General features: G+C 32.8%; 14 protein-coding genes and 4 pseudogenes. 5 read left to right on the top strand and 13 right to left on the bottom strand.

Annotated elements, in window-relative coordinates:
- Positions 1-70: 70 nt before the first annotated feature.
- Positions 71-1,186 carry a fibrinogen-like YCDxxxxGGGW domain-containing protein gene (locus AC0L5U_RS07085; RefSeq protein WP_473415519.1) on the bottom strand — a complete coding sequence of 372 codons (1,116 nt, stop codon included), beginning with the start codon at positions 1,184-1,186 and terminating at the stop codon, positions 71-73.
- A gap of 303 nt (positions 1,187-1,489) precedes the next feature.
- Here AC0L5U_RS07085 and AC0L5U_RS07080 point away from each other — a divergent pair, with 303 nt between their 5' ends.
- From AC0L5U_RS07080 to AC0L5U_RS07070, 3 genes and pseudogenes are all read left to right on the top strand, one after another.
- The gene (locus AC0L5U_RS07080) at positions 1,490-3,925 is read left to right on the top strand and encodes a T9SS type B sorting domain-containing protein (protein WP_473415517.1); all 2,436 of its coding nucleotides are present in this window, start codon (positions 1,490-1,492) and stop codon (positions 3,923-3,925) included.
- 398 nt (positions 3,926-4,323) lie between these two features.
- Positions 4,324-6,611 (top strand): annotated as a pseudogene (locus tag AC0L5U_RS07075) (type IA DNA topoisomerase).
- A 4-nt stretch (positions 6,612-6,615) separates the two neighbouring features.
- Positions 6,616-7,196: pseudogene (locus tag AC0L5U_RS07070) on the top strand (pseudouridine synthase).
- Here the strand turns inward: AC0L5U_RS07070 and AC0L5U_RS07065 are convergent.
- The 3 genes from AC0L5U_RS07065 to AC0L5U_RS07055 form a co-directional block, all read right to left on the bottom strand.
- On the bottom strand, positions 7,185-7,817 hold the full coding sequence (locus tag AC0L5U_RS07065) for a hypothetical protein (RefSeq protein ID WP_473415516.1): 633 nt from the start codon (positions 7,815-7,817) through the stop codon (positions 7,185-7,187). The pseudogene AC0L5U_RS07070 and the gene AC0L5U_RS07065 overlap by 12 nt on opposite strands.
- Positions 7,818-7,821: 4 nt before the next feature.
- Entirely contained in the window at positions 7,822-8,316 is a 495-nt protein-coding gene (locus AC0L5U_RS07060) for an RNA polymerase sigma factor (RefSeq protein WP_473415515.1), read from the bottom strand.
- 319 nt (positions 8,317-8,635) lie between these two features.
- Positions 8,636-9,346: a DUF998 domain-containing protein gene (locus AC0L5U_RS07055; RefSeq protein WP_473415514.1), complete on the bottom strand. Its 711-nt coding sequence runs from the start codon at positions 9,344-9,346 to the stop codon at positions 8,636-8,638.
- A 171-nt stretch (positions 9,347-9,517) separates the two neighbouring features.
- Between AC0L5U_RS07055 and AC0L5U_RS07050 the strand changes: the two genes are divergently transcribed.
- Complete coding sequence (locus tag AC0L5U_RS07050; RefSeq protein ID WP_473415512.1) at positions 9,518-11,671, top strand: TonB-dependent receptor; 2,154 nt, start codon at positions 9,518-9,520, stop codon at positions 11,669-11,671.
- A 28-nt stretch (positions 11,672-11,699) separates the two neighbouring features.
- On the opposite strand, the gene AC0L5U_RS07045 is transcribed toward AC0L5U_RS07050, so the two are convergent.
- The 7 genes and pseudogenes from AC0L5U_RS07045 to AC0L5U_RS07015 form a co-directional block, all read right to left on the bottom strand.
- The gene (locus AC0L5U_RS07045; RefSeq protein ID WP_473415510.1) at positions 11,700-12,716 is read right to left on the bottom strand and encodes an alpha/beta hydrolase family protein; all 1,017 of its coding nucleotides are present in this window, start codon (positions 12,714-12,716) and stop codon (positions 11,700-11,702) included.
- Positions 12,717-12,903: 187 nt separating this feature from the next.
- Positions 12,904-14,076, bottom strand: a complete 1,173-nt coding sequence (locus AC0L5U_RS07040; RefSeq protein WP_473415508.1) for an SMP-30/gluconolactonase/LRE family protein — start codon at positions 14,074-14,076, stop codon at positions 12,904-12,906.
- A gap of 748 nt (positions 14,077-14,824) precedes the next feature.
- Positions 14,825-15,262 carry a DUF1801 domain-containing protein gene (locus AC0L5U_RS07035; protein WP_473415506.1) on the bottom strand — a complete coding sequence of 146 codons (438 nt, stop codon included), beginning with the start codon at positions 15,260-15,262 and terminating at the stop codon, positions 14,825-14,827.
- A 391-nt stretch (positions 15,263-15,653) separates the two neighbouring features.
- A pseudogene (gene secA / locus AC0L5U_RS07030) lies at positions 15,654-19,006 on the bottom strand (preprotein translocase subunit SecA).
- Positions 19,007-19,173: 167 nt separating this feature from the next.
- Positions 19,174-19,395, bottom strand: a complete 222-nt coding sequence (locus AC0L5U_RS07025; RefSeq protein ID WP_019387375.1) for a DUF2795 domain-containing protein — start codon at positions 19,393-19,395, stop codon at positions 19,174-19,176.
- Positions 19,396-19,759: 364 nt separating this feature from the next.
- Positions 19,760-20,332, bottom strand: a complete 573-nt coding sequence (locus tag AC0L5U_RS07020) for a cob(I)yrinic acid a,c-diamide adenosyltransferase (RefSeq protein WP_473415504.1) — start codon at positions 20,330-20,332, stop codon at positions 19,760-19,762.
- Between the two features lie 56 nt (positions 20,333-20,388).
- Positions 20,389-20,814: a hypothetical protein gene (locus AC0L5U_RS07015; RefSeq protein WP_473415503.1), complete on the bottom strand. Its 426-nt coding sequence runs from the start codon at positions 20,812-20,814 to the stop codon at positions 20,389-20,391.
- A 370-nt stretch (positions 20,815-21,184) separates the two neighbouring features.
- Here AC0L5U_RS07015 and AC0L5U_RS07010 point away from each other — a divergent pair, with 370 nt between their 5' ends.
- A complete protein-coding gene (locus tag AC0L5U_RS07010) occupies positions 21,185-22,726 on the top strand; it encodes a DUF5723 family protein (RefSeq protein WP_473415500.1) in 1,542 nt (513 codons plus the stop codon).
- 37 nt (positions 22,727-22,763) lie between these two features.
- Here the strand turns inward: AC0L5U_RS07010 and AC0L5U_RS07005 are convergent, their stop codons facing one another.
- Positions 22,764-23,528: an O-methyltransferase gene (locus AC0L5U_RS07005; protein ID WP_473415498.1), complete on the bottom strand. Its 765-nt coding sequence runs from the start codon at positions 23,526-23,528 to the stop codon at positions 22,764-22,766.
- A gap of 2 nt (positions 23,529-23,530) precedes the next feature.
- Positions 23,531-25,395: pseudogene (locus AC0L5U_RS07000) on the bottom strand (ABC-F family ATP-binding cassette domain-containing protein).
- Between the last annotated feature and the right edge of the window lie 67 nt (positions 25,396-25,462).

Here is a 25,462-nt window from a genome sequence, read left to right as displayed (position 1 = left end):
TTTTTGAAATTTAAATTTCAGGTGGTAATTGATAATTTGATTAAAATTCAGATAATATTATAACTAGTAATTACCTAATAAACAATTGCATTTGAGTAACAACAGAACCTGGTCCAGGAACACCACCGCTATATGCATTAACACTACCTAGCGAATACCACCAATTTCCATGGTTTACAGAGCCATCTAAATAGGTGCTCCCGCTATTTTGTTCTAGACCTCCCCAATAATTACTTGTAGAATCAATGTTTATAGCAGTATATCCTGCAACAGGTCTTGTTGGAGAACCACCACTTCTAGGGTCAAATGTTTGGCTCCAATGGTTTGTTACTCCTATGGTTGGGTAATGCAACCTAAACTCATAAGGCGCTGCACTTTTTAATTCATCCAATTTACTGAGAATAGAGTATTTATTAGTAGTTATATTCGGTGTGGCAACATTAAATTCATTGGCTTCAGTATCGTTAGTCCAATAGCCACCAGCAGTATTATGATTAAAAACTAAAGTCCAACCTCCACCATCATTCGTCATATCACAATAACAATCATAAGCAGGATTAGCTCCAGCACCATCAGGGTCAATTGTATATACGCCATCAGTAGTAAATCCAGCATTTAAATATGCCAAACAATTAGGTAGAACAGTTGTAACGGTTATGTCTGTATTACAAGTGTCTCCTTTTCCAGCAAAAGTAATAGTGAAAGTATCTGTTTGATCTGATATTGGAGTGCCAGTTCCGGTAAGTGTTATCGTATTAACTCCAATCGAGCTAAAAGCTCCTGATGCAGAAAAACTATAGCCATTAACAGTATTTGAGCTTATGGTGTATGTTTCTATAACGTTAACAAGGACGTTTATAGTTATTGTATTACTGGTATTTAAAGTATTGCCAATAGAATAGGAGCCATTAGCAGTTATAGAGCCACAGTCTAGAGAGTTAGTAGGGAATTCTCCTAAACAACCAGACCAGTTGGTACCATTAAAAAATTGAAAACATTTACTATCTGTGTTAAAAATAAACAAACCTTCTGCAGGGCTATCAATGGCACTTATTTGTGCAGATGTCATTCTAGGAGGCAAAAAACCTTGAGTTGTGGATTGTATGTCTAAAGCGGATGACGGATCTGGATTTGTTGTTCCAATACCAACCTGTGCGAAAGTATGAGAACTACAAATTAATAGCAAAATAGCAATAACTATATTTTTTTAATCATTATTTGGGGAGAATAGAGAGAAATTACAATTTTTTAACAAATATATGTAAAATATATAAATGTAGATTATTTCATACTTTACAGCATTCTAATATAGTATTGGTAGCTATTGTAATATGGCAATAGTGTCCTTTGAAGCATTTTTTTAAGATGCTTACTCATAGTGTATTGTTTATGAAAGAAATAAAACTATTTTTATAGACCGAGATATTAATTGCCAAAAAATGTTATTTCAAAAAGGTTGTACTTCTTATTCTTTTTTTTGTTTCATTTCATGCTTTTTTCCCAAGATATAACTGGAGCATGGAGTGGAAGTGACTCGGTATGGACAGCAGAAATATGCGACATTACTGTATCAACATCAGTTTCTGGATTGCAAAATGGGGCTTCGATTGATTTTGATACTGATTTTATAGGATGTAATTTACCTAATACGTTTTCTTTAGGTAGTGTTTTAAGTAATCCTGCTTTAACAGCATATTTAAATTATAATGGAAATTCTGGAGGTAAGGGTATCTTAACATTTACCTTTTCAAATATAGTAACAGATCCTATTTTACATCTAGATAAAATAGGAGGCTGGTATGGAAATGAATCAAATTCTGTTTTACTAACACTTTTGGATCCTGGCTTATCATTAACCAGATTATCGGGTAGTGGGGCTCATTTTGAGGTTTCAAATAGATCAATAAATAGAACTTCAAATCAAATTATCAATAATCCAACTGCTGAATGCGGGTCTGCTCAATCAGGAGGAGCTGCAGGTTCAGTTCAAATTAATGGAGTGTTTAGTCAAGTTGATTTTCAATTTGAATTAGCTGGAATAAATGGCATTGGTGATTTAATTGAGATCATCTGGGAACTACCGTCCTGCGATTTTGATTTTGATCAGGATGGTATCCCTGATAAAGATGATTTAGATGACGATAACGATGGTATTCTGGATACTGTTGAATTAAATGGAAATTCACTTTTAGATACAGACAATGACGGATATATTGATTCATTAGATTTAGATAGTGATAACGACGGATGTTTAGATGTTATTGAAGCTGGTTTTGAAGATCCAGATGCCAACGGTACTCTAGGAGGTTTACCAGATACTGTAAATTCAGATGGTTTAATAATAAATGAATCCACAGGCTATACCGCACCATTAGATGCAGATGCAAATACTGTTTTAGATTTTCAGGAAGACATTCGTCCGTTATTTGTTTTACAGCCCGAAGCTAGATATATAATATGCGAACAAAGTGATATAGCAGTACCTATTACTGTTTCAAACTCTTTAAGCATAAGGTGGCAGGTTAGTATAGACTCAGGTGTAACTTGGGAGGATTTAGATAGAGATTCTGTATATTTTGAGCTTTCTGCAGAAAACATTCAATTAACAGTAGTGCCCTTATCGTATAATGGATATTTGTATCGTGCTAAATTAGATGAATTCTGTAATGCACCAGTTTATTCAGATGTTTTTGAACTCGTTGTTTTAAAAATCCCCGATACGGGAGAAGATGCAGAAAAAATAGTGTGCACAGATGATGCATCACAAGATTTAATAAATTTTTTAAACGGCACACCAGACCCTAATGGCACTTGGAGTCCAGCATTAAATAGTGGTACGGGTGTTTTTAATCCAAGTATTGATGCACAAGATGTATACACGTATTCCATTGATAATGGTTATTGCGCTGTTTCACAATCAACCGTAACTGTTAAAATACCTTCGGTTGTGGTCCAGCCAAAAAGCGCGATAACTATTTGTGAAAAAGATAATTTGGTAATACCAATTACTACTTCAAATGCTTTTACTGCACAATGGCAAATTAGTACAGATTTTGGTGCTACCTGGACAGATGTAACAAATAATTCTGTTTTTTCTGGTATTAATACCGATAATTTAGAGCTGTCTAATGTGCCAATAACATTCAACGAAAATTGGTTTAGAGCAATACATACTTTCTGTACCTCTGCAGTTATAACAGAAATTGTAGAACTTACCGTTCTTAAACTTCCTTATGCTGGCACAGATGGAAATAAAATATTTTGTACAGGGGCAAGCCCAGAAGATTTAATAAATTCCGTAGGAGGCAATCCAGACTTAAATGGCATCTGGACACCAACTTTAAGTAGTGGTACAGGTGTGTTTAATCCAGCAATAGATAGAGAAGGTGTTTATGCTTTTACGGTAGATACTGGATTTTGTGTGGATCAATCAACAGTTACAGTTCGCTTTTCAGGCGAGCCTGCAAGCATTAATGTAGATGTTATAGATAATAGCCCAAATAATAGTATGCTTATAAATACCTCAGGAATTGGAGATTACGAATATTCTATAGACGGTGTGAATTACCAAGACTCCAATTTATTTGAGAATCTAAGTCCAAACCTATACACGGTTTACGTAAAAGATAAAAACGGATGTGGTGCTATATTACAATCGCAGCAAGCTGTTATAGGCTATCCAAAGTTTTTCACTCCAAATGGAGATGGAAATAATGAGTTATGGAATATCAGGGGTGGAGAAACCACAGCGTACACATTATATATTTACGACAGATATGGTAAACTATTAAAAACACTAACCAACGCGTCTCTCGGTTGGAATGGTAAATTTAATAATATGGATATGCCATCCTCAGATTATTGGTTTCATTTTATAACAGACCAAGGAAGAAAGATTATAGGTCATTTTGTGCTGAAACGTTAATGATTTTCGGGCGTTACCACAAGGGTCGGGCTTTTCGCTATATCTTTTTGAGAAGCAGTCCCTAATTTGTTTCGGGATCTTCTTGTCAATTAATTCCATATTTCAAATAGAAATATTAATATTTAAAAGCTTCACAAAAGGATGCCGCTGCAATCCCTAACGCGAATCCGTCTTGTCAAAAAAACATTTAGTATTAAATTTTCAAAACTTGACTTTGTCAGAAAAAATAACGAACTTCGTTTAACGAATGATAAAAAACATTAAAACGATTTTTTATCAGAGAACATTAAACGAAATATAAATTTTTCACATCCAAATTCAGTTAATAACTCCTAACAACTCGCTTTTAAAAAAGCCATTAAAATTTCTAATTTGCGTTTCTATTTTAAGAAACGTAAATGAAAGTCTGTATAGCCGAAAAACCAAGTGTTGCCCGCGAAATTGCTGCTGTTTTGGGAGCAAGCACAAAGCGCGATGGTTATTTTGAAGGTAACGGTTATGCAGTAACATACACCTTCGGGCATTTATGCACGCTTAAAGAGCCCGTAGATTACAAACCGTATTGGAAAAGTTGGGATTTAAACAATCTACCCATGCTTCCCGAAAAGTTTGAAACCAAGGTGTCTTCAAATTCGGGGATTAAAAAACAATTTAATATTGTAAAAAGTTTATTTGATAAAGCCGAACTTGTGATAAACTGTGGGGATGCAGGACAAGAGGGGGAACTTATCCAGCGATGGGTTATGAATGAGGCGAATTATAAAGGCGAAGTACAACGCTTGTGGATTTCGTCTTTAACAACCGAAGCGATTAAAGAAGGCTTCCAGAATTTAAAACCATCACAAGATTACGATAATTTATACTACGCAGGGTTTTCTAGATCTATTGGCGATTGGTTGCTCGGCATAAATGCTACCAGATTATATACCGTAAAACATGGTGGTTATAAGCAAGTATTATCTGTTGGGCGTGTGCAAACACCAACGTTAGCAATGGTTGTAAGTCGTTTTAAAGACATTGAAAACTTTAAGCCGCAACCGTATTGGGAGTTGCAAACCATGTATCGAGACACTTTGTTTAGTTATGAAGACGGACGTTTCTTAAAAAAAGAAGATGGCGAAGCTTTAGCGAATAAAGTAAAGGAAAGTGATTTCGAAATAGAATCCATTACCAAAAGAAAGGTAAAGAATATGCGCCCAAATTATTCGATTTAACGGGTTTACAGGTATATTGTAATACAAAGTTTGGCTTTTCGGCAGATGAGACCTTAAAAATAGTTCAGGCGTTGTATGAGCGCAAGGTAGTAACGTATCCAAGAGTGGATACAACATTTCTGCCAAATGATGTGTATCCTAAAGTATCAGGGATTTTACAAAAGTTAACCAACTATTCGCAATTAACACAGCTCCTTTTAGGTAAAAAGATAAAAAAATCATCTAGAGTTTTTAATGATAAAAAAGTAACCGATCATCACGCGATTATTCCAACAGGCATGCAAACCAATTTGCAGTACAATCAACAACAAGTGTATGATATTATTGTAAAACGCTTTATTGCTGTATTTTATGACGATTGCGCTGTGGCAAACACAACTGTGATAGGTAGTGCTGCTAAAGTCGCTTTTAAGACCACAGGAAAAGAGATTTTAGATAAGGGTTGGCGTGTTGTTTTTGAAAACCCAAATAAGAAAGAAAAAGAGTCTGGAATTTTACCAAGCTTTGAAAAAGGCGAAAAAGGACCGCATGAACCTTCTTTTTTAGAAAAAGAAACCAAACCGCCAAATCAGTTTACAGAAGCTTCGTTGCTACGAGCTATGGAAACGGCAGGAAAACAGGTGGATGACGATGAATTGCGAGATTTAATGAAAGAAAACGGTATTGGTCGCCCATCTACTCGTGCAAATATTATAGAAACGCTTTTTAGACGGAAATACATTAAACGCAATAAAAAACAAGTATTGCCAACTGAAACGGGAATTCAATTGATTGATACCATTAAAAATGATTTGTTAAAATCGGCAGAATTAACAGGTTCTTGGGAAAAACAATTAAAGGACATTGAAAAAGGGGAGTTTAGCGCCGGTGCGTTTATAAAAAATATGAAACGTATGGTAGATGCTTTGGTGTATGAGGTGCGGAGTGAAAAACGCGCCAACATTTCGCATGCGGCGACTGTTAAAAAACGTTCGGCTAAAGCAGAAGCTAAAAAAAGCGCAGGTATTACTGCTGAAAAATGCCCAAAATGTAAAGAGGGGCAAATTATAAAAGGGAAGTCTGCCTATGGTTGTAGTAGCTATAAATCTGGCTGTAATTTTGTAATGCCTTTTGTTTTTAATGAAAAAAAGATTTCAGAAAAGCAATTCATCAGATTGTTTCAAAAAGGGTCTACTGTTAATTTAAAAGGTTTTAAAACCGATGCTGGTAAAGTTGAAGGTTTGTTGCGGTTTGATGAAAATTTCAAGCTTAAATTAGAACCAAAACAGAATTCGGTAAAACCAAAATCAGATGAATTGGTATGTCCTAAATGTAAAAAAGGAACGGTTATAAAAGGTAAAACTGCCTATGGTTGTACTGCTTATAAATCGGGTTGTGATTTTAAAGTTGCTTTCAGCGTAGTGGTATCGAAGCTGAATAATAAAAAGCCAACAAAAGAATTAGTTTACAGTATTTTGAATACCTCTATATAAAGTGATACATAAACATTTTGTAATCTACAAACCTTATGGTTTTTTGAGCCAATTTAAAAGCCATGACTCCAAACAACAGTCGAAACATTTTTAGGGGAGCTTCATGGTTTTCCTGACGGAATTATGGCGATAGGACGTCTTGATGAAAAATCTGAAGGTTTATTGTTGTTAACTACTGATGGTAAAATGAGTGCTTATGTAAACAGTCAAAAAGTAGATAAGGAATACTATGCGCAAGTGGATGGTAGTATTTCGGATGCAGCTATTTTACAAATGCAAAAGGGTGTTGAAATTGGTTTTGATGGTAAAAAGTATCAAACAAAACCTTGTAAAGTATCTAAGTTAGAAAATGCACCAGAACTCCCAAAGCGTTCTAAAAAGATTAGGGATGATAGACACGGGCCAACATCATGGGTTTCTATTACTTTGAATGAAGGTAAATTTCGTCAGGTTAGAAAAATGACATCAGCAGTAGGTTTTCCAACGCTTCGCTTAGTTCGAGTTCGGGTAGGGGTTATTTGGTTAGGCGGTATGCAAGTTGGTGATGTTTTAGAGGTTGGAGGGTTTAAGGCTTTAGGCTTCTAATTTTTTAAGTTCAGTATAATTTCGGTTTAAGCGCTTTAGTAGCAAACCGTAAATAAGTCTATAGAATAGCCAAAAGATTAAAATGAAGATTATTGAAAACGCAATCATAATGACTGAATAGATGATGAGTCCGTTTTCTCCAATTTTCTCAATAAATTCAATGGTTTTAGGGTCATTTTGTACTGCAAAACATGATGCTATTATAACAGATACTCCAGCCATTACTAAACTGTAAATAACGTAGTATTTGATGATTTTTCGAGTTCTTAGGATGTCCTCCATGAGTTTTTTGGCGGTATCTGTAACTGAAATGGATTTATATGATTTGTAAAGAAGAAAAATAAATATAAAAATTATCAAATATCCAAAAATCGTTAAACCTGTGAATAAAAACTTGTTAGAATATATCATCTCAAGTTTTTGTTTATATGCTTCTGAGGCGAAAAAAGGAATTAAATTGATTAAAATCCAAAGCGCAAGTTCTGCAATACTAATGTAGAATAGTGTTTTAACTATGGAAGATGATTTTTTGTGTAACATCGGGTAGATGTCTTTAGTCGATAATTTTTTTTCTGCTGACTGTTTATTCCAGTCTTTTTTTAATAAATCTAGTCCATCCATGATATTACGGATTTAAAATGTTTCTTAGTTTAGTTTTTATTCTATTCATTTTCACTCTTGCATTCACTTCGCTAATTCCAAGTGTTTCGCTTATTTCTCTATAGTCTTTGTCTTCCAAGTATAGGAAAACAAGTGCTTTTTCAATATCGTTTAATCTGTGTACAGCTTTGTATAGTACTTTTAATTGTTCTTCTTCTGTGTTGTCATAATCTTCTGTCTTCATTTTAAAAGCAACACCCTCAAAATCTTGGGTTTTAATACGTCGTTTTGATTTTCGATAAAGTGTAATTGCTGTATTAAGTCCTACCCGATATGCCCAAGTACTGAATTTTGCATCGCCACGAAACTTTGGATAGGCTTTCCAGAGCTGAATGGTTATTTCTTGAAATAAATCATTATGGGCATCATAAGTATTGGTGTATAGTCTACATACCTTATGTATGATATTTTGATGCTTTTCTAATAATTCAACAAAGCTATGTTCTAGTTCTTGTGTCAAAAATTTTGATGGTTTAGTTATTTATAAGTAGCTTTTAATGTTGATTTGTTACACTTGTTGTTAGATATTTTTTTGCTAAATTTTAAGTCGAGAAGTAGTTGTGTTTTGAAAACATGTATTAAGGATGGTCTAGAAATCAACATGTAAAGTATTTGTTTATATAAAACATGTAATTATTCTGATTAATAGTTTTTTAATGTATTTATATAGATATTATCTATGATGCTTTTTTGAGGTATTTTGCTTGTTTTTACTTATATTTTTATATTAAGCCATAAGGTGATAATTTTAAAATTGACACGCTTCAATCGAAATTATTTTAACTAGATTTTTTGTCTTTATAGAAAAATTTACCTTTGGTTAACCATGAAATTCCGAATGCCCAGAGAGCGATTGTTTCTAAAACAAAAACGGGTTTGTATTTTTCTAATCTCAATTCTGATTCAGGGTATACTTTTTTGATAGTAAAATACAAAATTATGAGTAGTACACATATTATCATAGTATAACCTGTTGTGTAGTATATCCTATCCCTTAAATGAGATTTGTGGGTTTCTGGTTCTGTATTATCGTATTTAGATGGAAATAATCTTAAGGAAAAATAAACAAGTATTGCGAAAAATATGAGTGCTGCAAAAAGATGGACTATAACAACCCAAGACCTGTATTCAATGCAGTTTGTGGCACAACTTGAAGCCGCATCGACACTTGTTGGAAAAAGCGCTACAAATATCGCGCTAAAGCACGCTGCATTTCCAGCACGAGCATGAAGTTTTGTTGGGCCACGATAGGCAAACATGAACATGGCAACGGCGCATAATGTACCTACGAGTACATTTCGCATTTCAGTATGGTAATAGTCGCTAATGGAATTTTCTACACAATCGCAATTTGCGTAAATGATACCACCTATAGCTAATACTATGGGTAAAAAGAATGCCAAGCAGCCAATAACTTTTTTTAAAAGATCGTATGATATGAGCTTATCTGCATCAGTTTGTTGCGGTTTTAAGTCTTGGTTAGTAGACATAATAGTTAGTTTTAGTGTTCTAAGTTAACAATATTTCTGAATTAGAAAATTTACTAGTATTTGTTACAACATACAATTCGTCTTTAAAAAGTTACAGTTCGGTAATTTGAAATTTCAAAAGATGATGTTCTGATGCAAATTTGTGGTATCAAAAACATATAGCTACAAATAATGAAACAAATACTAACAGCTTTAATTCTTCTAATTACAGTTCAACTAGTTGCTCAAACTACCATTAGTGGTATTGTTACCAACTCAAAAAATCAAACTATATCTGGCGCAAATATTTATTTAGAAGGTACTTATGATGGTGGTACAACAGATGAAACTGGAAAATTTTCATTTTCAACCTCTGAAAAAGGTACACAAACTTTAGTAGTTTCTTATTTGTCATATGAGACATTTACCATGGTTGGAGATGTGTCTTATATGAAAAATATAACTGTTAAGCTTAGAGATGATGTAAATGCGTTAGATGCTGTTGTATTGTCTGCAGGAACGTTCTCGGCTGGGGATAATAGTAAAGTAAATGTTTTAAAGCCTATGGATGTTGTAACTACGGCAAGTGCTTTGGGTGATTTTGTTGGTGCATTACAAACCCTACCTGGAACGACTACCGTTGCTGAAGATGGGCGTTTATTTGTTCGTGGTGGTGATGCAAGTGAAACTCAAATTTTTATAGACGGGATTCGTGTATTTACGCCATATACACCAACAACTAACAATGCACCAACAAGAGGACGTTATTCTCCTTTCCTATTTGATGGTATTACGTTTTCTACAGGTGGTTATTCAGCTGAATATGGACAAGCATTATCTAGTGTATTGCTTTTAAATACAATCGATGAACCAGATCAAGAGAAAACAGATATCGGGATTATGACAGTAGGTGCAACTTTAGGAAACACCCAAAAATGGAAAAGGAGTTCTGTAAGTGTTAATGCATCATACATTAATTTAGCGCCTTACAATGCGATTTTTTCAAATAGGAATAATTTTATAAAACCATTTGAGACAGCTTCAGGTGAGGCGGTTTTGAGAAGAAAAACGAATTCAGGATTATTTAAACTTTATAGTGCTTTTGATGTTAGTAATTTTGAATTAATTCAAGAAGATATTAATCTTCCAGAAGGTCAGTATATCAAATTAAATAACAACAATTTATATTTAAATGGTTCTTATGCTGGTATTTTAAATGCTACTTGGAGCATGCAAACAGGTTTTAGTTATACTCATGCAAAAAACAAAATAAACTTTGGCGAGCGTGATATTCGAGATACTGAAAACTCTATACACACAAAGCTTAAATTTAAAAACCGTATCAGTAACCGTTTTAAGCTTTATTTTGGTGCTGAATACTTCGCTACAGATTTTGAAGAGCAATACAAAGATGAAACTATTGATAACGTTGCGTACGGATTTGATAATAATATAGCTGCTGCATTTGCCGAAGCTGATATTTTTATCTCAAAAAACTTAGCTTTTAAAACAGGTTTAAGAGCAGAATATAGTGAAATTTTTAAAAATTTTACCTTAGCGCCGAGAGTTTCTATAGCTTATAAGGTGTCTCCTAAAAGTCAATTATCATTGGCTTATGGGGATTTTTATCAAAATCCAACGAGTAATGTTTTAAAATTTAACCAAGATTTTAAACCCCAAAACACACAGCATTATATTTTAAATTACCAGTATAATGCCGATAGGAAAATATTTAGAGCAGAGGCGTATTATAAAGCTTATAGCAATTTGGCAAAATATGACACTACATTTCCAAGTTTTGGAAGTGATTTTAGCAGTAATGGTTCAGGTTTTGCTAAAGGTATAGATTTCTTCTGGAGAGATAGTAAAAGCATTAAGAATGTAGATTATTGGTTGAGTTATTCTTATTTAGATACAAAAAGAAACGATAGAAATTATCCTGTTAAAGCACAACCTAATTTTGCAAACACACATAATTTTTCAGCAGTTGGAAAATATTGGATAGACGATTGGAAAAGTCAAGTAGGGTTTAGCTATGCCTACGCTTCTGGAAGAACTTTTACAAACCCTAATAAACCAGGATTTTTAAATGAAAAAACAAAGGCATTTAATAGTTTAAGCGTGAATTGGGCATATTTAATTAGTCCACAAAAAATACTATACGCTTCTGTAAATAATGCTTTAGGATTTAAAAATGTGAATGGCTACCAATACGCAAATACACCTGATATGAATGGTAATTTTAACCGTCGATCGTTACGTCCAGCATTAGATCAGTTTTTCTTTGTAGGTTTCTTTTGGACTATTAGTGATGATAAAACTAGTAATCAGTTAGATAATTTGTAATTTCAATTTTAAAACGTTGCACAAAGTGCTATTGTTTCAGTAATTCGTTTAAGGCGTATTCAGAAAGCATTTCATGATTACCCCTAAAAATAGTGAGGTTTAAGTTGTCAAATTCTTTTTTAAGAAAGATGTCTCTATCTGCAATATTACTATGTGTTCCGGATGTTTTTTTATGCGCCATTAATTTTAGTTTTTCAGTATCGGAAACATATTTTGAAGTGTCTTTAACAGATAGATCATTAAGTAATTTGTTGTAAAAATTAATTGAATGAGAAATAGGAACACTTCCTTGAGTACCATCATATACACCCGCGTAAATCGATAATTCAGAATACTGAAATTTTTTAATAGGTGTTTTCCAAAATAAGGGAGATTTAGATTTAGCTGCTTCTAGATTAAGCTCATTTTCAGAACCAGTACACTTAAGGATATCTATAGTGTAGGGAATATTTCTAATATTTAATTCGTCATACCAAGCTGTTAAATCTGAAATTGAAGCCCAAGCAGAGAACTTTTTGATATTGTGTTTAGATTTCATAAATGCACTTAAAGTTGCGTATCCGCCGCCGCTTAGTCCTATGATGAAAATGTTTTCAGTATCAATATTAGAGTTTTTAATCGCATAGGATATGGCATCATCAATATCTGAAATCACTAAGTCACTACAGCAAGCCTGTAAGGTGTTGTTTGGACCTCTGAAATTAGGGTGAATATAGTTTACGTCTTTTTGCATGCTTAATTCGGCTAAAGCATCATATTGTTTGTAGTCTCCGCTCCAAGTGTGTAAACTCACAACTAATGGCTGAGGTTTCCTTGATGTTGATGTGTATAAATATGCTTTTTGAATGGTGTTATCAATACTTGATATAATTTCAATTTCTTCAAAATTTTTATGCCATATCTCTTTTTGGTTATTCCTAAGTTTGGTTATTGAAGTTTTTATGAAAGACCATGAAGCAGTATTATGTCTTAAATATGCACCTGACGCAATTCCAATACATAAAACAAGCAATAAAAGCATCACTTTAAAAAGTTTGTTTTTCATTGTGGATTTTCATCATTAACCAATTATTTAAAGATTAGCCAAATTAGTTTAAATTTTCTGTAAAGTCAAATACGTTAGTAGTTATCAATATGAGTTGTATAGATACAAGCACGCACATATATAAAACAAAGAATCCCGATAAATTTATCGGAATTCTTTAAATAAGTGTTAAAAATCAAAAAACTATTTATTCAATAATAACCTTCTTACTCAGAGTTGAACCTTCAGAAGTGATAATGGTTAAAATGTAAATATTACTTTTTAATTTCGGATTTAAATCAATAGAAATAGTGTTGTTAATCCTTGTTGATTCATAAGTCCCAACTTTCTGTCCAATGCTATTGTATAATGAAATGTCATCTATGTTTATATTCCTTACTGCAATATTTAGTTTGTGGTTTGAAGTAGGATTAGGGAATATTTTGAAAGAAAGTTTTTCCAAATCATCAACTGATAAATTTGATTCTGGTAAATCAAAAGGGTGTTGAAATCCAGTAACTCCAGTAAAATCAATTTTGTATAAATCATTAGGTGTAGTAATATATAATGTGCTTAAACTAGAACCGCCAAATGTGCAGTTGGTTGGGTTTTCGGTAAAATTAATAGTGTTTGTTAACGTTCCAGTAGTATTAAAAACCTGTATAGACTTTTTTGCAGCAACATATAAGTTGCCATTAGTATCTAGAGCCATGCCGTCTGCAAGTGAATTTGCTTCGGTATTATCAGTATCTGTTAAAGTCGCAAAATTTACTCTGTTGTTAATTAAACCAGTATCTAGATCAATATCAAATTTATAAATTGTATAGCCTACAGAATCACTCACATATAGTGATTTTCCATCATTAGAAATTAGAACGCCATTAGGGAAAGTAATACTACTATCAATTAAAGTCTTTGTTCTAGTTGGTCCAGGACTTATATAGTAAATCTCATTCGTGTAAGCAGAAGGATTACCAAACCCACTAGGACTAGAAATATAAATACCACCTTTTTTATCTATGCATAAATCATTTGGGTTAGAAAAACCTGTTGCCAAGGTTTCTAAAATTGAACCAGAAGTGTTTCTTTGGGAAGCATTTCCTCCTTGAAATTCACAAATTACTAAGTTTAAATTTTCATCAAACATAAGCCCATTAGTTCTTACAGTTGATGTAAAAGCCGTAGAAAAAGTATTGTTTGTAACAGTATAAATTTCTACTTTACGCGTACCTACATCAGAAAAGTAAATTTTATCAGAACGATCCCATACTGGACCTTCGTTAAATCCAAATTGACCAGTACTTAATTTTACTGCGGTCTGCGAAAAAATAGTAGCGCTGTAGCTAAATAGCAAAACAAAAAGAAGTAGTTTTAATTTCATAGTTTATTTTTGCTGCGAAACTATGTGCTTAGATATTTTTTTAAGGTTTAAAATTACCCCTTAATTAGCTATTTTTATCTTTTGATAAGAATTTTGGACTTTATACAAACTATTATTGAATTTAAAAAAATAGGGCTATTTGGTATCATAAGATTTTATCTGTTCCTCTAACTCTTCTTTCCTTTTAATTAATCTTTTTAATCGTTTTTTATCTTGAATAGTCCAAGCAATATGGGCTATTAAGCATAAAGAAAAAACTACTACAAATGAAAATAGAACAGAATTGGTATAAGTCATCCCTGATTGATCTTTAACTGATTTTCCATCTTCACTATTATAAAAAGGAGCACAAAAAGAAAAAACAACACCTAATATAATAACCTTATTTAAGTTTTTTTAAAAAAACCAGATTGTTCTTTCAAACGCTGGATTTTGTATATTGTAGCTAGAAGCGCTTTTTCTTTGTAATGTTTGGGCATAAGAATTAAATATCACTAATTTAAATACCATAAACAAGCTAAAATAACGCTTAGATTTCATTCCGTGTTGGAATAGTCAATACCATGTCTAGTTTTGAAATATTATCTTGTTTAAATTTAGGTGTTTATAATTTTATCGTGATGTTTGATTTAAGTACTGCCAATGGTCTTGGCTCTGATTCAGCTGAGAAATTAATCGTTGATTTATACTTTATTTTGGTGTGACACAAAACCACAATGAATTATAACTATTGTGTTGTAAGTAGTTATTAATTTCTGCATGCTCCACATTCATGATTTTTATTCAGAAATACGATTGTTTCTTTACAGATTTGTTCTAAGATTGAAATATCAATGTCTGCAAGTTTTTTGACATAGATACAAGCTTTTCCCATTTTAAATTTTCCAAACTTTTTCAATAACTCGTCGCTCTTATTTGTTTTTGAATAAATGTATAATGAAAACTGTGCTTTTCTTGGCGAGAACCCTAGCATCGGTGCATCTCCTTCATGACCACTTGCATATTTATAGTGATAGCTGCCAAAACCAATAATAGTTGGTCCCCACATCTTTGGTTCAAAACCAGACCATTTGCTTATTAATTTTATGAGTTCATGACTATCCGATTTCTTTTGCTCGTTTTCAACATAAGTATTGACAAAATCTAATACATCAATTTCAGTAACAGTTGTTTTGTTCTTTGTCATTCCAATAGTGTGTTTATTAATTATATTTCAACTTTGTACTTGAATGCTTACCATCATTTAGGCTATGGTAAGTGGAGGGGCAGGTAAGAATTTTTTTTGTTTTGTAATTGTCTTTGTTTTTTAATTGCTAAACCTAAAAGATGTTGTGTGCTTAACAAATACTTTCAAGCCTTTAAATATAACAATTTATGTATTATTTATTATAGCCATCTTAAGTTTACTTATAGAATAAACCAGAAAGCACAAAAGAAAGGGTTTAGGTTCATCCCGTTAATTTAGTACCAATAATTATACTTTTAAGATGTTATAGTGTTTATATAAAAATAAAAAGTATTGTTTCTACTAGAATAATTAGTCGAAACAATACTTCAATAGTAACTTAATGATGTGTTTAATCTTCAACCAAAACCCAGTCGCCTTTAGCTATTAAAGGTTCAGCTTGCTTATATTTTAAGGTTTTGTTTTCGCCATTCATCACATGCTTAATTGTAACACGGTCATTGCGTCCAATCTTAGGTTTATCACGAACTATAGTTTCTATAACTTCTTGTTTGCGTTGTGTATTTCCGGCAGCTCTATTTTGAGCTGAACGTTCATCTAAATTCGGAATCTCGTCTTTTTGAGTATTTAATTTCTCTTGTTTACGAGCTCTCGCTTCTTGAATGGTACTTTGTGTTTCTTGTGGTAGCTCTCCTTTAAATAAGAAGGATATTACATCTTTGTTCACTTCGTCTATCATCGCTTTAAATAATTCAAAAGCTTCAAACTTATAAATTAATAAAGGATCTTTTTGCTCATGAACTGCCAATTGTACCGATTGCTTTAACTCATCCATTTTTCGTAAATGGGTTTTCCAAGCATCGTCAATAATGGCCAATGTAATGTTCTTTTCAAAATCAGTAATTAATTGTTTACCATTGGTTTCGTAAGCTTTTTCTAAATCTGTAACTACGTTTAGAGACTTTACGCCATCGGTAAATGGCACCACAATGCGTTTAAATTTGTCACGTTGGGTTTCATATACATTTTTAATTACAGGGAATGCAATTTCAGCATTACGTTCCATTTTTTTCTGTAATGTTCAAAAGCCGTTTTATAAATTTTTGAAGTAATTTCAATAGCCGTTAATCTCCCGAATTCTTCTTCTGTAATTGGAGAACTCATTGAGAAATAACGAATCAACTCAAACTCAAAGTTCTTAAAATCATTAGCGCCTTTGTTTGTTTCTGCAATACCTTCTGAAGTATCAAAAATCATGTTGGCTAAATCCACACGTAAACGCTCGCCATTTAAGGCATTGTAACGACGTTTGTATACCACCTCACGTTGTGCATTCATAACATCATCGTATTCTAACAATCGCTTACGAACACCAAATTGATTTTCTTCAACTTTTTTCTGAGCACGTTCAATAGATTTTGAAATCATAGAATGCTGAATAACTTCACCTTCTTTTAATCCCATTTTATCCATCATTTTTGCAATACGCTCACTACCAAATAAACGCATTAAATTATCTTCTAACGACACATAAAATTGAGAACTACCAACATCTCCTTGACGACCAGCACGACCACGTAACTGTCTATCAACACGACGCGAATCGTGGCGCTCTGTGCCTACAATGGCTAAACCTCCAGCTTTTTTAACTTCGTCCGACAGTTTAATATCTGTGCCACGACCAGCCATATTTGTTGCAATAGTTACTTGGCCTGTTCTACCAGCTTCATCAACTATTTCAGCTTCTTTTTTGTGTTGTTTCGCATTTAATACGTTATGCGGTATTTTTCTAATGCTTAACATTTTACCAAGTAACTCAGAAATCTCAACAGAGGTTGTACCAATTAAAACTGGACGACCAGCTTCTGATAATTTGGTCACTTCATCAATAACGGCATTGTATTTTTCACGTTTTGTTTTATAAACTAAATCTTCTCTATCATCACGGGCAATTGGACGGTTGGTTGGAATTTCAACTACATCCAATTTGTAAATTTCCCAGAATTCACCAGCTTCCGTAACCGCAGTACCAGTCATACCAGACAGTTTACGGTACATTCTAAAGTAATTTTGTAAAGTTACTGTGGCAAAAGTTTGTGTAGCATCTTCAATCTTTACATTTTCCTTAGCTTCAATGGCTTGATGTAAACCGTCAGAGTAACGACGCCCATCCATAATACGACCCGTTTGCTCATCAACAATCATTACTTTATTATCCATAACCACATACTGCGTGTCTTTTTCAAATAAAGCATATGCTTTTAATAACTGATTTAGAGTATGAATACGCTCAGATTTTACACCAAACTCTTTAAATAATTCTTCTTTAAGTTCAGCTTCTTTTTCTTTTTCAAGATTCTGAGCTTCAATTTTAGCAACTTCAATACCAATTTCTGGCATTACAAAGAAATCAGGATTGTCTTTTCCAGAAATGTATTCAACACCTTTATCTGTCAATTCAATCTGATTATTCTTTTCTTCAATCACATAGTACAATTCCGCATCAATCTTTGGCATTTCGCGGTTGTTGTCTTGCATGTAAAAGTTCTCAGTTTTCTGTAGTAATTGCTTAACACCTTCTTCTGATAGAAATTTAATTAATGCTTTATTTTTAGGAATACCACGATACACACGTAATAACTTAATGCCACCTTCTTTAGTATCGCCTTCCTTGATTAGTTTTTTAGCTTCTGCTAAAACACCAGTTAAATATTTGCGTTGTACACTAACAATATCATCAACTTTAGGTTTTAACTCGTTAAATTCATGACGATCTCCTTTTGGGATTGGGCCAGAAATAATCAACGGTGTACGCGCATCATCCACTAAAACAGAATCTACCTCATCTACAATAGCATAGTGGTGTGGACGTTGTACTAAATCCTCTGGCGAATGTGCCATGTTATCACGTAAATAATCAAAGCCAAATTCGTTATTTGTACCGTAAGTAATATCTGCATTATAAGCTTTTCTTCGAGCGTCAGAGTTGGGTTGGTGGTAGTCTATACAATCCACACTCATACCATGAAACTCAAAAATTGGCGCCATCCAAGCACTATCACGTTTAGCTAAGTAATCGTTTACTGTTACCAAATGCACACCTTTTTCAGCTAAGGCATTCAAATAAACAGGTAACGTTGCTACCAATGTTTTACCCTCACCAGTTTGCATTTCAGCAATTTTACCTTGGTGTAGTGCAATACCACCTATAAGTTGTACATCGTAATGCACCATATCCCAAGTAATAGGTTTTCCAGCAGCATCCCAAGAATTTGCCCAAGTTGCATTATCGCCATCTAGCGTTACATAATCTTTTTCGCCAGAAATTGTTCTGTCAAATTCATTGGCTTTAACTGTAATGGAAGTATTGTTTACAAAACGCTTCGCTGTTTCTTTAACAACAGCAAAAGCTTCAGGTTGTATCTCATTTAAAACGTCTTCGGTAACTTTGTAGGCATCGTCTTTTAATTGGTCTACACGTTCATAAATATCTTCACGAGCATCAATATCTTCTGTGTTTTCGGCCTCTTCTAGCAGACTTGTCATTTGGTCGTTAATGTCTTTAGTTGCCTCAGCAATTTTTGCTTTAAACTCTGCGGTTTTAGCTCTTAACTCGTCATGAGAAAGTGCTTCAATAGCTTTTTCAAAGGTCTTAACCTTATCAACTAAAGGCGAAATCGCTTTAACGTCCTGTTTCGATTTGTCTCCTACAAATACTTTTAAGACTGAATCTAAAAAACTCATATGTGTAAATTTTATATATTTTAACTAGGTTAATTCCTAGGTTTTATCGTTGTAAAAATTGCATTTTAAAATGCCCTCAAAGATACATTTTGTAATGCTTTTTCGTGCAGTTTAGACCAAAAAAAAGCCTCAAATCGAGACTTTTTAACTATTCTTTATGCTTTTATTTAATATTCATCTTCGTTCCAAAGGTAATCCTCATCGGTTGGATAGTCTGACCAGATTTCTTCAATTGAATCGTATGAGTCACCTTCATCTTCAATCGACTGTAAATTCTCAACAACCTCCAAAGGAGCACCGGTTCTAATAGCGTAATCTATTAATTCGTCTTTTGTTGCTGGCCAAGGCGCATCACTTAAATACGATGCTAATTCTAAAGTCCAATACATTTCTTTTTGTGTTTAATTTTCTGCAAAAATAATTTTTTAGTTCAAACACACAAGAAAAAAATGAAATATTTAATCATTAATTATAAGAACGTATCTTTTTGTACTCCAAACCCTTGCAATTATTCCTGCGAGGTTAATAATAATGTGGCAAATTAATTATTTGGGCGTTCCCTTCGCTTTATACCTACAAGGTTGAAAAAACCTTGCAGGAAACGCTACGGTCGGGCTTTCGCGAGTCGCTCTTTTCAAGGAGCTCCAACAATCGCTCAATCCCTAACGCGGGCTAATCCGCAGTTATTCGTTTTCAATCCAACATCAAAAGGCGTGTTTGTAAACTTCTAACTTCGTGCTTCAAACTTCCAGCTTACTGCTTCTCAGGAATCCACTTAACTTCATTTGCTTGTAAATCAGATGACAACTTTCGTGCCAATACAAAAAGGTAGTCAGAAAGACGGTTTAGGTAAGTTAAGGTATTGGCTTCAAAAGGTTCAATTTCATTCAAAGCCGAAGCTAAACGTTCAGCACGTCTACAAACACAGCGTGCAATATGACAGAATGACACCGTTTGATGTCCACCAGGAAGTACAAAGTGGGTCATTGCCGGCAAAGCATCGTTCATGGTATCCATTTCTTGTTCTAAACGTTCAATATCTTCTGTAGAAATTTTTTGAATATTCAAACGTTCCTTGCCGTTTTTTAAAATCGCTTTCTCAGGATCGGTAGCTAAAACAGCACCAACAGTAAATAGTTTATCTTGAATATCCATTAACAAATCTTGGTAATGTTCGTTAATATCTTGATCGCGAATTAGTCCTAAATGCGAGTTTAATTCATCTACTGTACCATAGCTTTCAATGCGAATATGGTGTTTTGGTACACGCGTACCGCCAAATAATGCGGTAGTGCCTTTATCTCCTGTTTTTGTGTAAATTTTCATAGCTTACGAAGTTAAAAGTTAAAACTAGAAAACACAAAAGATTAAGTTAAAAATAGTTAATGGTAATCTCTAGGTAAAAGTCCTTGTCGTATTGAGATTTCAATAAATATTAAATCTAAATCTTCAATGAGTTTTAATTTACTTTTAGGCCAATTATTTATTTTTGCTAACTCCATAAAAAGAAAATCATGGGTGTTTAAAGATGTTGTATGCTGCAAATCTTCAATAGAGCTTTGTTCTATATTTTTAATAAGCTTTTCTACTTCAGACTTTAGGTGATGAATGTCTTTATATTTGGTATAAATAAAGTTTGAGTTTTCATCAAAACTATTTGTAATTTCATTTAAAAATTTCACGGCTTCTTCTTTTAATTGGGTGTTGTTTAAATGTTTATAGAATGTGCCAAAGAACTTTTTTCGATTGTTTAAATAAGTTAGTATGCCTCCAATAATCAAAGCTATAATTAACCAATATGTATTCATAAATCAGCTTCTAAAATTTTTGTTTTCTAAATATTGAATTTCGGTATTTAATTTCTCTTTGTCTACTCAATTTTTTTGAAATTGCTTTTACTAGAAAAAATATTCCAAGGAGTATTAAAATAGGAATCATGTTGATTTTAATTTATCAATGTAGAAAATATATTTTAAAATTACATTTTATGTCTTTAAATAGTTTGATTTGACTTAAGTTTTCTCGGAGTTTAAGAGTGTAATTCAGCTCATCGAAAAATTCATGCTAAACATCTATGAAACATCGTTTTATAGCCTTTAAACGAGTATTTGTCTTGTTTTAATGTTAAACTTTTATTTTTACTAAAAACTAAATGTACGCTATGAAAAAAATACATTTTTGCTTTTACTGTTTCTCCCTGCAATTTATTTAAATGCGCAATCTTATTTAGGGTTTTTGTCAGATAATTATAGCGGTGTGCATGGCGTTATTTCAAATCCAGCGACTATTGCAGATTCTCGTTATAAGTTAGATGTTAATTTTATAGGTTTAAGTGCTTTTGCTGCCAATGATTACTACGGTGTGAATATTTTGGATGCGTTTAAAGACGATTTTGATTTTGATTTAGATGCTAAAAAATCACCAACTATGAATAATAATTTTGGTTCTAATATTGATGTTTTAGGGCCTTCATTTATGTTTAATCTTACCTCAAATAGTTCAATTGCTTTATTTTCAAGAGCGCGATCTTTTACAAATATAAATGAAATTAACGGAGAAACTGCTGATGCTTTAGATGATGATACATCAGAAGATTATAACATAAATGAAGGCGATTTTTATGCTTTCGGGCAAACTTGGGCTGAGGTAGGATTAACCTACGCTAGTGTTATTGTAAACAATGAAACACATTTTTTAAAGGGAGGCTTCTCGGTTAAATACCTACAAGGAGCAGGTAGTGCTTATTTACAAGGGAAAAACATAACCATAAATTATGATGCCGACGGAACCAATTTAGGAGGCGGTGAAACTACTGGAAGTTTTAATTCCACCGGGGCATTAACTTATGGTCGTTATGATAATTTTGATGACAGTAATTACGACTATGAAATACCTGAAAACTCAAATGGTTTTGGCGGAGATATAGGTTTAGTTTATGAATACAGACCTAAATATGCCGATTATAGTGTGACACATGAAGACGGTACAACACAAATGCTAAAATATAAAAACAAGTACAAACTTAAGATAGGTTTATCTGTTACTGATATTGGTTTTATTAATTATGATAATGGTATTGAAGAAACTTTTGACATAACAAATAACAATATAAGCGAAGAAGATATTGAAAATGAAGATGATTTAAATAATATTTTAAATAACCTGTACGCACTGACAAGTAGATTTAGAGGTTTTAAGGCATCATTACCAACTGCAGCTCATTTAAACATAGATTGGAGTTTGACCAATAAAATATATTTAAATGCTAATGCTGACTATTCTCTAGTATCTAAAACAGCCGAAAACACAAGCAAAATTTTAAATTCAGTAACATTAACACCGCGTTTTGAAAGCAAATGGTTAAGTTTTTATGTGCCATTAAGTATGGTGGAGTATAGTGGTTTTCAAATAGGAGCAGGTTTAAGAACTGGCCCACTTTACATTGGATCTGGTTCACTAATTTCAGTATTCTCAAACGATGAAAATATGGGGGGAGATGTATTTGCAGGATTGAAATTGCCAATTTATCAATCTAAATCTAAGAATAACGATAGAGATGGAGATGGTGTAGAAGATAAGCTGGATAATTGCCCAAATGAGGTTGGACCAATAGAAAATAATGGTTGCCCTTATTTAGATAGAGATGTAGATGGTGTTATGGATAATCTAGATAAATGTCCAGATGTGCCTGGGTCGATAGATAAAGATGGGTGTCCTTAAAAATTTACAAGTTTTTTTAATTTCGAGAAATAAGACGTCAAACTCTTACAGCAAAGTGTTCCTTAACTTGCTCTTTTCTAAAAAATACAATGCCCCAGTAAAATGTATCAATAGTAACGGTAACTTTTGGGTGGGTTTTTATAATTCCCCAAGCTTCAGTCATGCCTTTAGACCAATAAATATCATCAAAAATGAACATAGAATTGTTTTGAGCGGTTTGAAGTAAAGTTTCAAAATAATTCAAAGTTGCTTCTTTTTGGTGGTTTCCGTCAAAGAATATTAGGTCGTATTTGTTATTCTTAAATTTTGGAAGTAAATCATCAAAATTTCCTGTTTCTACATTTATATTTTGAAACGCATTGAGTCTGGTTTTACTAAAAATTGAAATTTCAGGAACTCCTTCTAAAGTTGTTATTTTTGCTTTAGGATTACCCAAATGTAAAGCATGAGAAGAAATACCTAAAGATGTACCTAGTTCTAAAATAGTATTAAATTTAAAATGGCGTGATAATCGAAATATTAATTTTGCACGTTTTGGAGTAGTTCCAGAGGTTTTAGCTATTTCCTTGACGCTCCTTTCTTTGCTATCTATTTTGCGTGATCCAGCTCCTAAATCTTTTATTTTTAGAATGCTATCATTTCTAATTAAGTGATTAAAGTATTTTGTAATGTTTTTGTACTCTTCGTAATTAGTTTTATCGTAAAAACATTTTGTTACTACATTATATACAAAAGGAGAGTGCACACCATGTTGATTGGTGGATTTTAATATGAATTTTATGTATTGAATAATTTGATACAAATTTATTCCTCTAGTTTTGCAGACAATTCAAACCAACGTTCTTCTTTAGTTTCAATTGTATCAATAATACCCTGAAGTTCATCAGATAGTTTTTTTATATCATCTTGTGATAACTCTGGATTATTAAACTTACGCTCCAATGCTTTCTTATCGTAAGCTAAAGATTTTAGTTTGCTTTCAATATTCTTTAACTCCTTTTCTTCATTATAAGATAATTTAGAAGCCTCATTTTGTTTCCAAGATGTACTGTCTTTTTTGTCATCTGAAGCGGTTTTAGAAACAATAGGTTGGCTATCTTCATAAACTCTGTAGTCACTATAATTTCCAGGAAAATCTTCAATAACACCTTCGCCTTTAAAGATAAATAAATGGTCTATCACTTTATCCATAAAATAACGGTCGTGAGTTACAACAATTACACACCCAGGAAAATCTAAAAGAAAACTTTCAAGAACATTTAAGGTAACAATATCCAAATCATTGGTAGGCTCATCAAGTATTAAAAAATTAGGATTCTGAATTAAAACCGTACATAAATATAAGCGTTTACGTTCACCACCACTCAATTTTTCAACAAAATCATATTGTTTTTTTCTACTGAATAAAAAACGTTCTAGTAGTTGTTGAGCACTAATTTGACGTCCTTTTTTTAATGGAATATAATCTCCAAACTCGCGAATTACGTCGATAACCTTTTGCTCTGGTTTTATAGTAATGCCATTTTGAGTATAATAACCAAACTTTACGGTTTCTCCTTTAACTACTTTTCCGCCATCTGGTTTGGCAGTTTGAGTTAAAATATTAAGAAAAGTTGTTTTGCCTGTGCCGTTTTTTCCAATAATACCAACACGTTCGCCTTTTTTGAAGGTGTAATCAAAACTATTTAAAATGATTTTATCTTTAAACGCTTTAGATACTTTATGAAATTCTAAAATTTTACTTCCTAAACGCTCCATGTTCAATTCAAGCTGAACTTCGTGGTCGTTTCTACGTTGATGTGCTCTATGCTTAATATCGGCAAAATCGTCAATTCTAGATTTAGATTTTGTTGTTCTCGCTTTAGGTTGGCGGCGCATCCAAGCCAATTCTTTTTTAAATAATTGTTTTGCTTTACCAGTCTCAACAGCTTCTCGTTCAATTCTTGCATCTCGTTTTTCTAGGTAATAAGAGTAGTTACCTTTATAACTGTAAAGTTCGCCAGCATCTAGTTCTATAATTTCGTTACACACACGCTCTAAAAAGTAGCGATCATGCGTTACCATAAAAAGTGTGATGTTTTCTTTGGTGAAAAAACCTTCTAACCATTCAATCATTTCTAAATCTAGGTGATTGGTAGGTTCGTCAAGAATTAATAAATCTGGTTTGTTTATTAAAGCATTAGCAAGAGCAAGTCTTTTTTTTGCCCACCAGAAAGTACACTAACTTTTTGTTCTAAATTTTCAAGTTTTAATTTAAAAAGAATTTGTTTATAGAGTGTTTCGAAATCCCATGCTTGGTGTCTTTCCATAGCATCAAAAGCAGATTGGTAGTTATCTGTGTCTTCAGGATTTAAAAGTGCTTTTTCATAATTTGAAATTACTTTTAGAATCGGGTTTTCGCTTGCTAAAATGGCATCTTCTATGGTGAGTTTGTTGTCAAATTTGGGATCTTGAGATAAAAAAGAAACTTTAATATCTTTTCTGTAAATAACTTCTCCAGAATCAGCAGCATCTTCTCCAGACAAAATATTTAAGATAGATGTTTTGCCTGTTCCATTTTTAGCTACAAAAGCTATTTTTTGGTATTTATGGACGCTGAATGAAATATTTTCAAACAAAGTAAGTTCTCCATAAGATTTCGATATGTTTTCTACTGTTAGATAATTCAATGGAAATATTTTTTGCAAATAACGGATAAAAAACCAAAATATCCTTTCGTTATTTCTTTTAATAAGT

The sequence above is a fragment of the Jejuia sp. G7-7 genome (genome assembly GCF_055808955.1).
Note: the sequence above shows the minus strand (reverse complement) of the source record. Positions and strands in the feature narration are given on the sequence as shown.

Coding starts and splice junctions, on each gene's coding strand:
- AC0L5U_RS07020 (WP_473415504.1), bottom strand. CDS start 20,332: ATGAAAATTTACACAAAAACAGGAGATAAAGGCACTACCGCATTATTT.
- AC0L5U_RS07055 (WP_473415514.1), bottom strand. CDS start 9,346: ATGTCTACTAACCAAGACTTAAAACCGCAACAAACTGATGCAGATAAG.
- AC0L5U_RS07045 (WP_473415510.1), bottom strand. CDS start 12,716: ATGAAAAACAAACTTTTTAAAGTGATGCTTTTATTGCTTGTTTTATGT.
- AC0L5U_RS07025 (WP_019387375.1), bottom strand. CDS start 19,395: ATGTATTGGACTTTAGAATTAGCATCGTATTTAAGTGATGCGCCTTGG.
- AC0L5U_RS07050 (WP_473415512.1), top strand. CDS start 9,518: ATGAAACAAATACTAACAGCTTTAATTCTTCTAATTACAGTTCAACTA.
- AC0L5U_RS07040 (WP_473415508.1), bottom strand. CDS start 14,076: ATGAAATTAAAACTACTTCTTTTTGTTTTGCTATTTAGCTACAGCGCT.
- AC0L5U_RS07080 (WP_473415517.1), top strand. CDS start 1,490: ATGCTTTTTTCCCAAGATATAACTGGAGCATGGAGTGGAAGTGACTCG.
- AC0L5U_RS07065 (WP_473415516.1), bottom strand. CDS start 7,817: ATGGATGGACTAGATTTATTAAAAAAAGACTGGAATAAACAGTCAGCA.
- AC0L5U_RS07035 (WP_473415506.1), bottom strand. CDS start 15,262: ATGACAAAGAACAAAACAACTGTTACTGAAATTGATGTATTAGATTTT.
- AC0L5U_RS07015 (WP_473415503.1), bottom strand. CDS start 20,814: ATGAATACATATTGGTTAATTATAGCTTTGATTATTGGAGGCATACTA.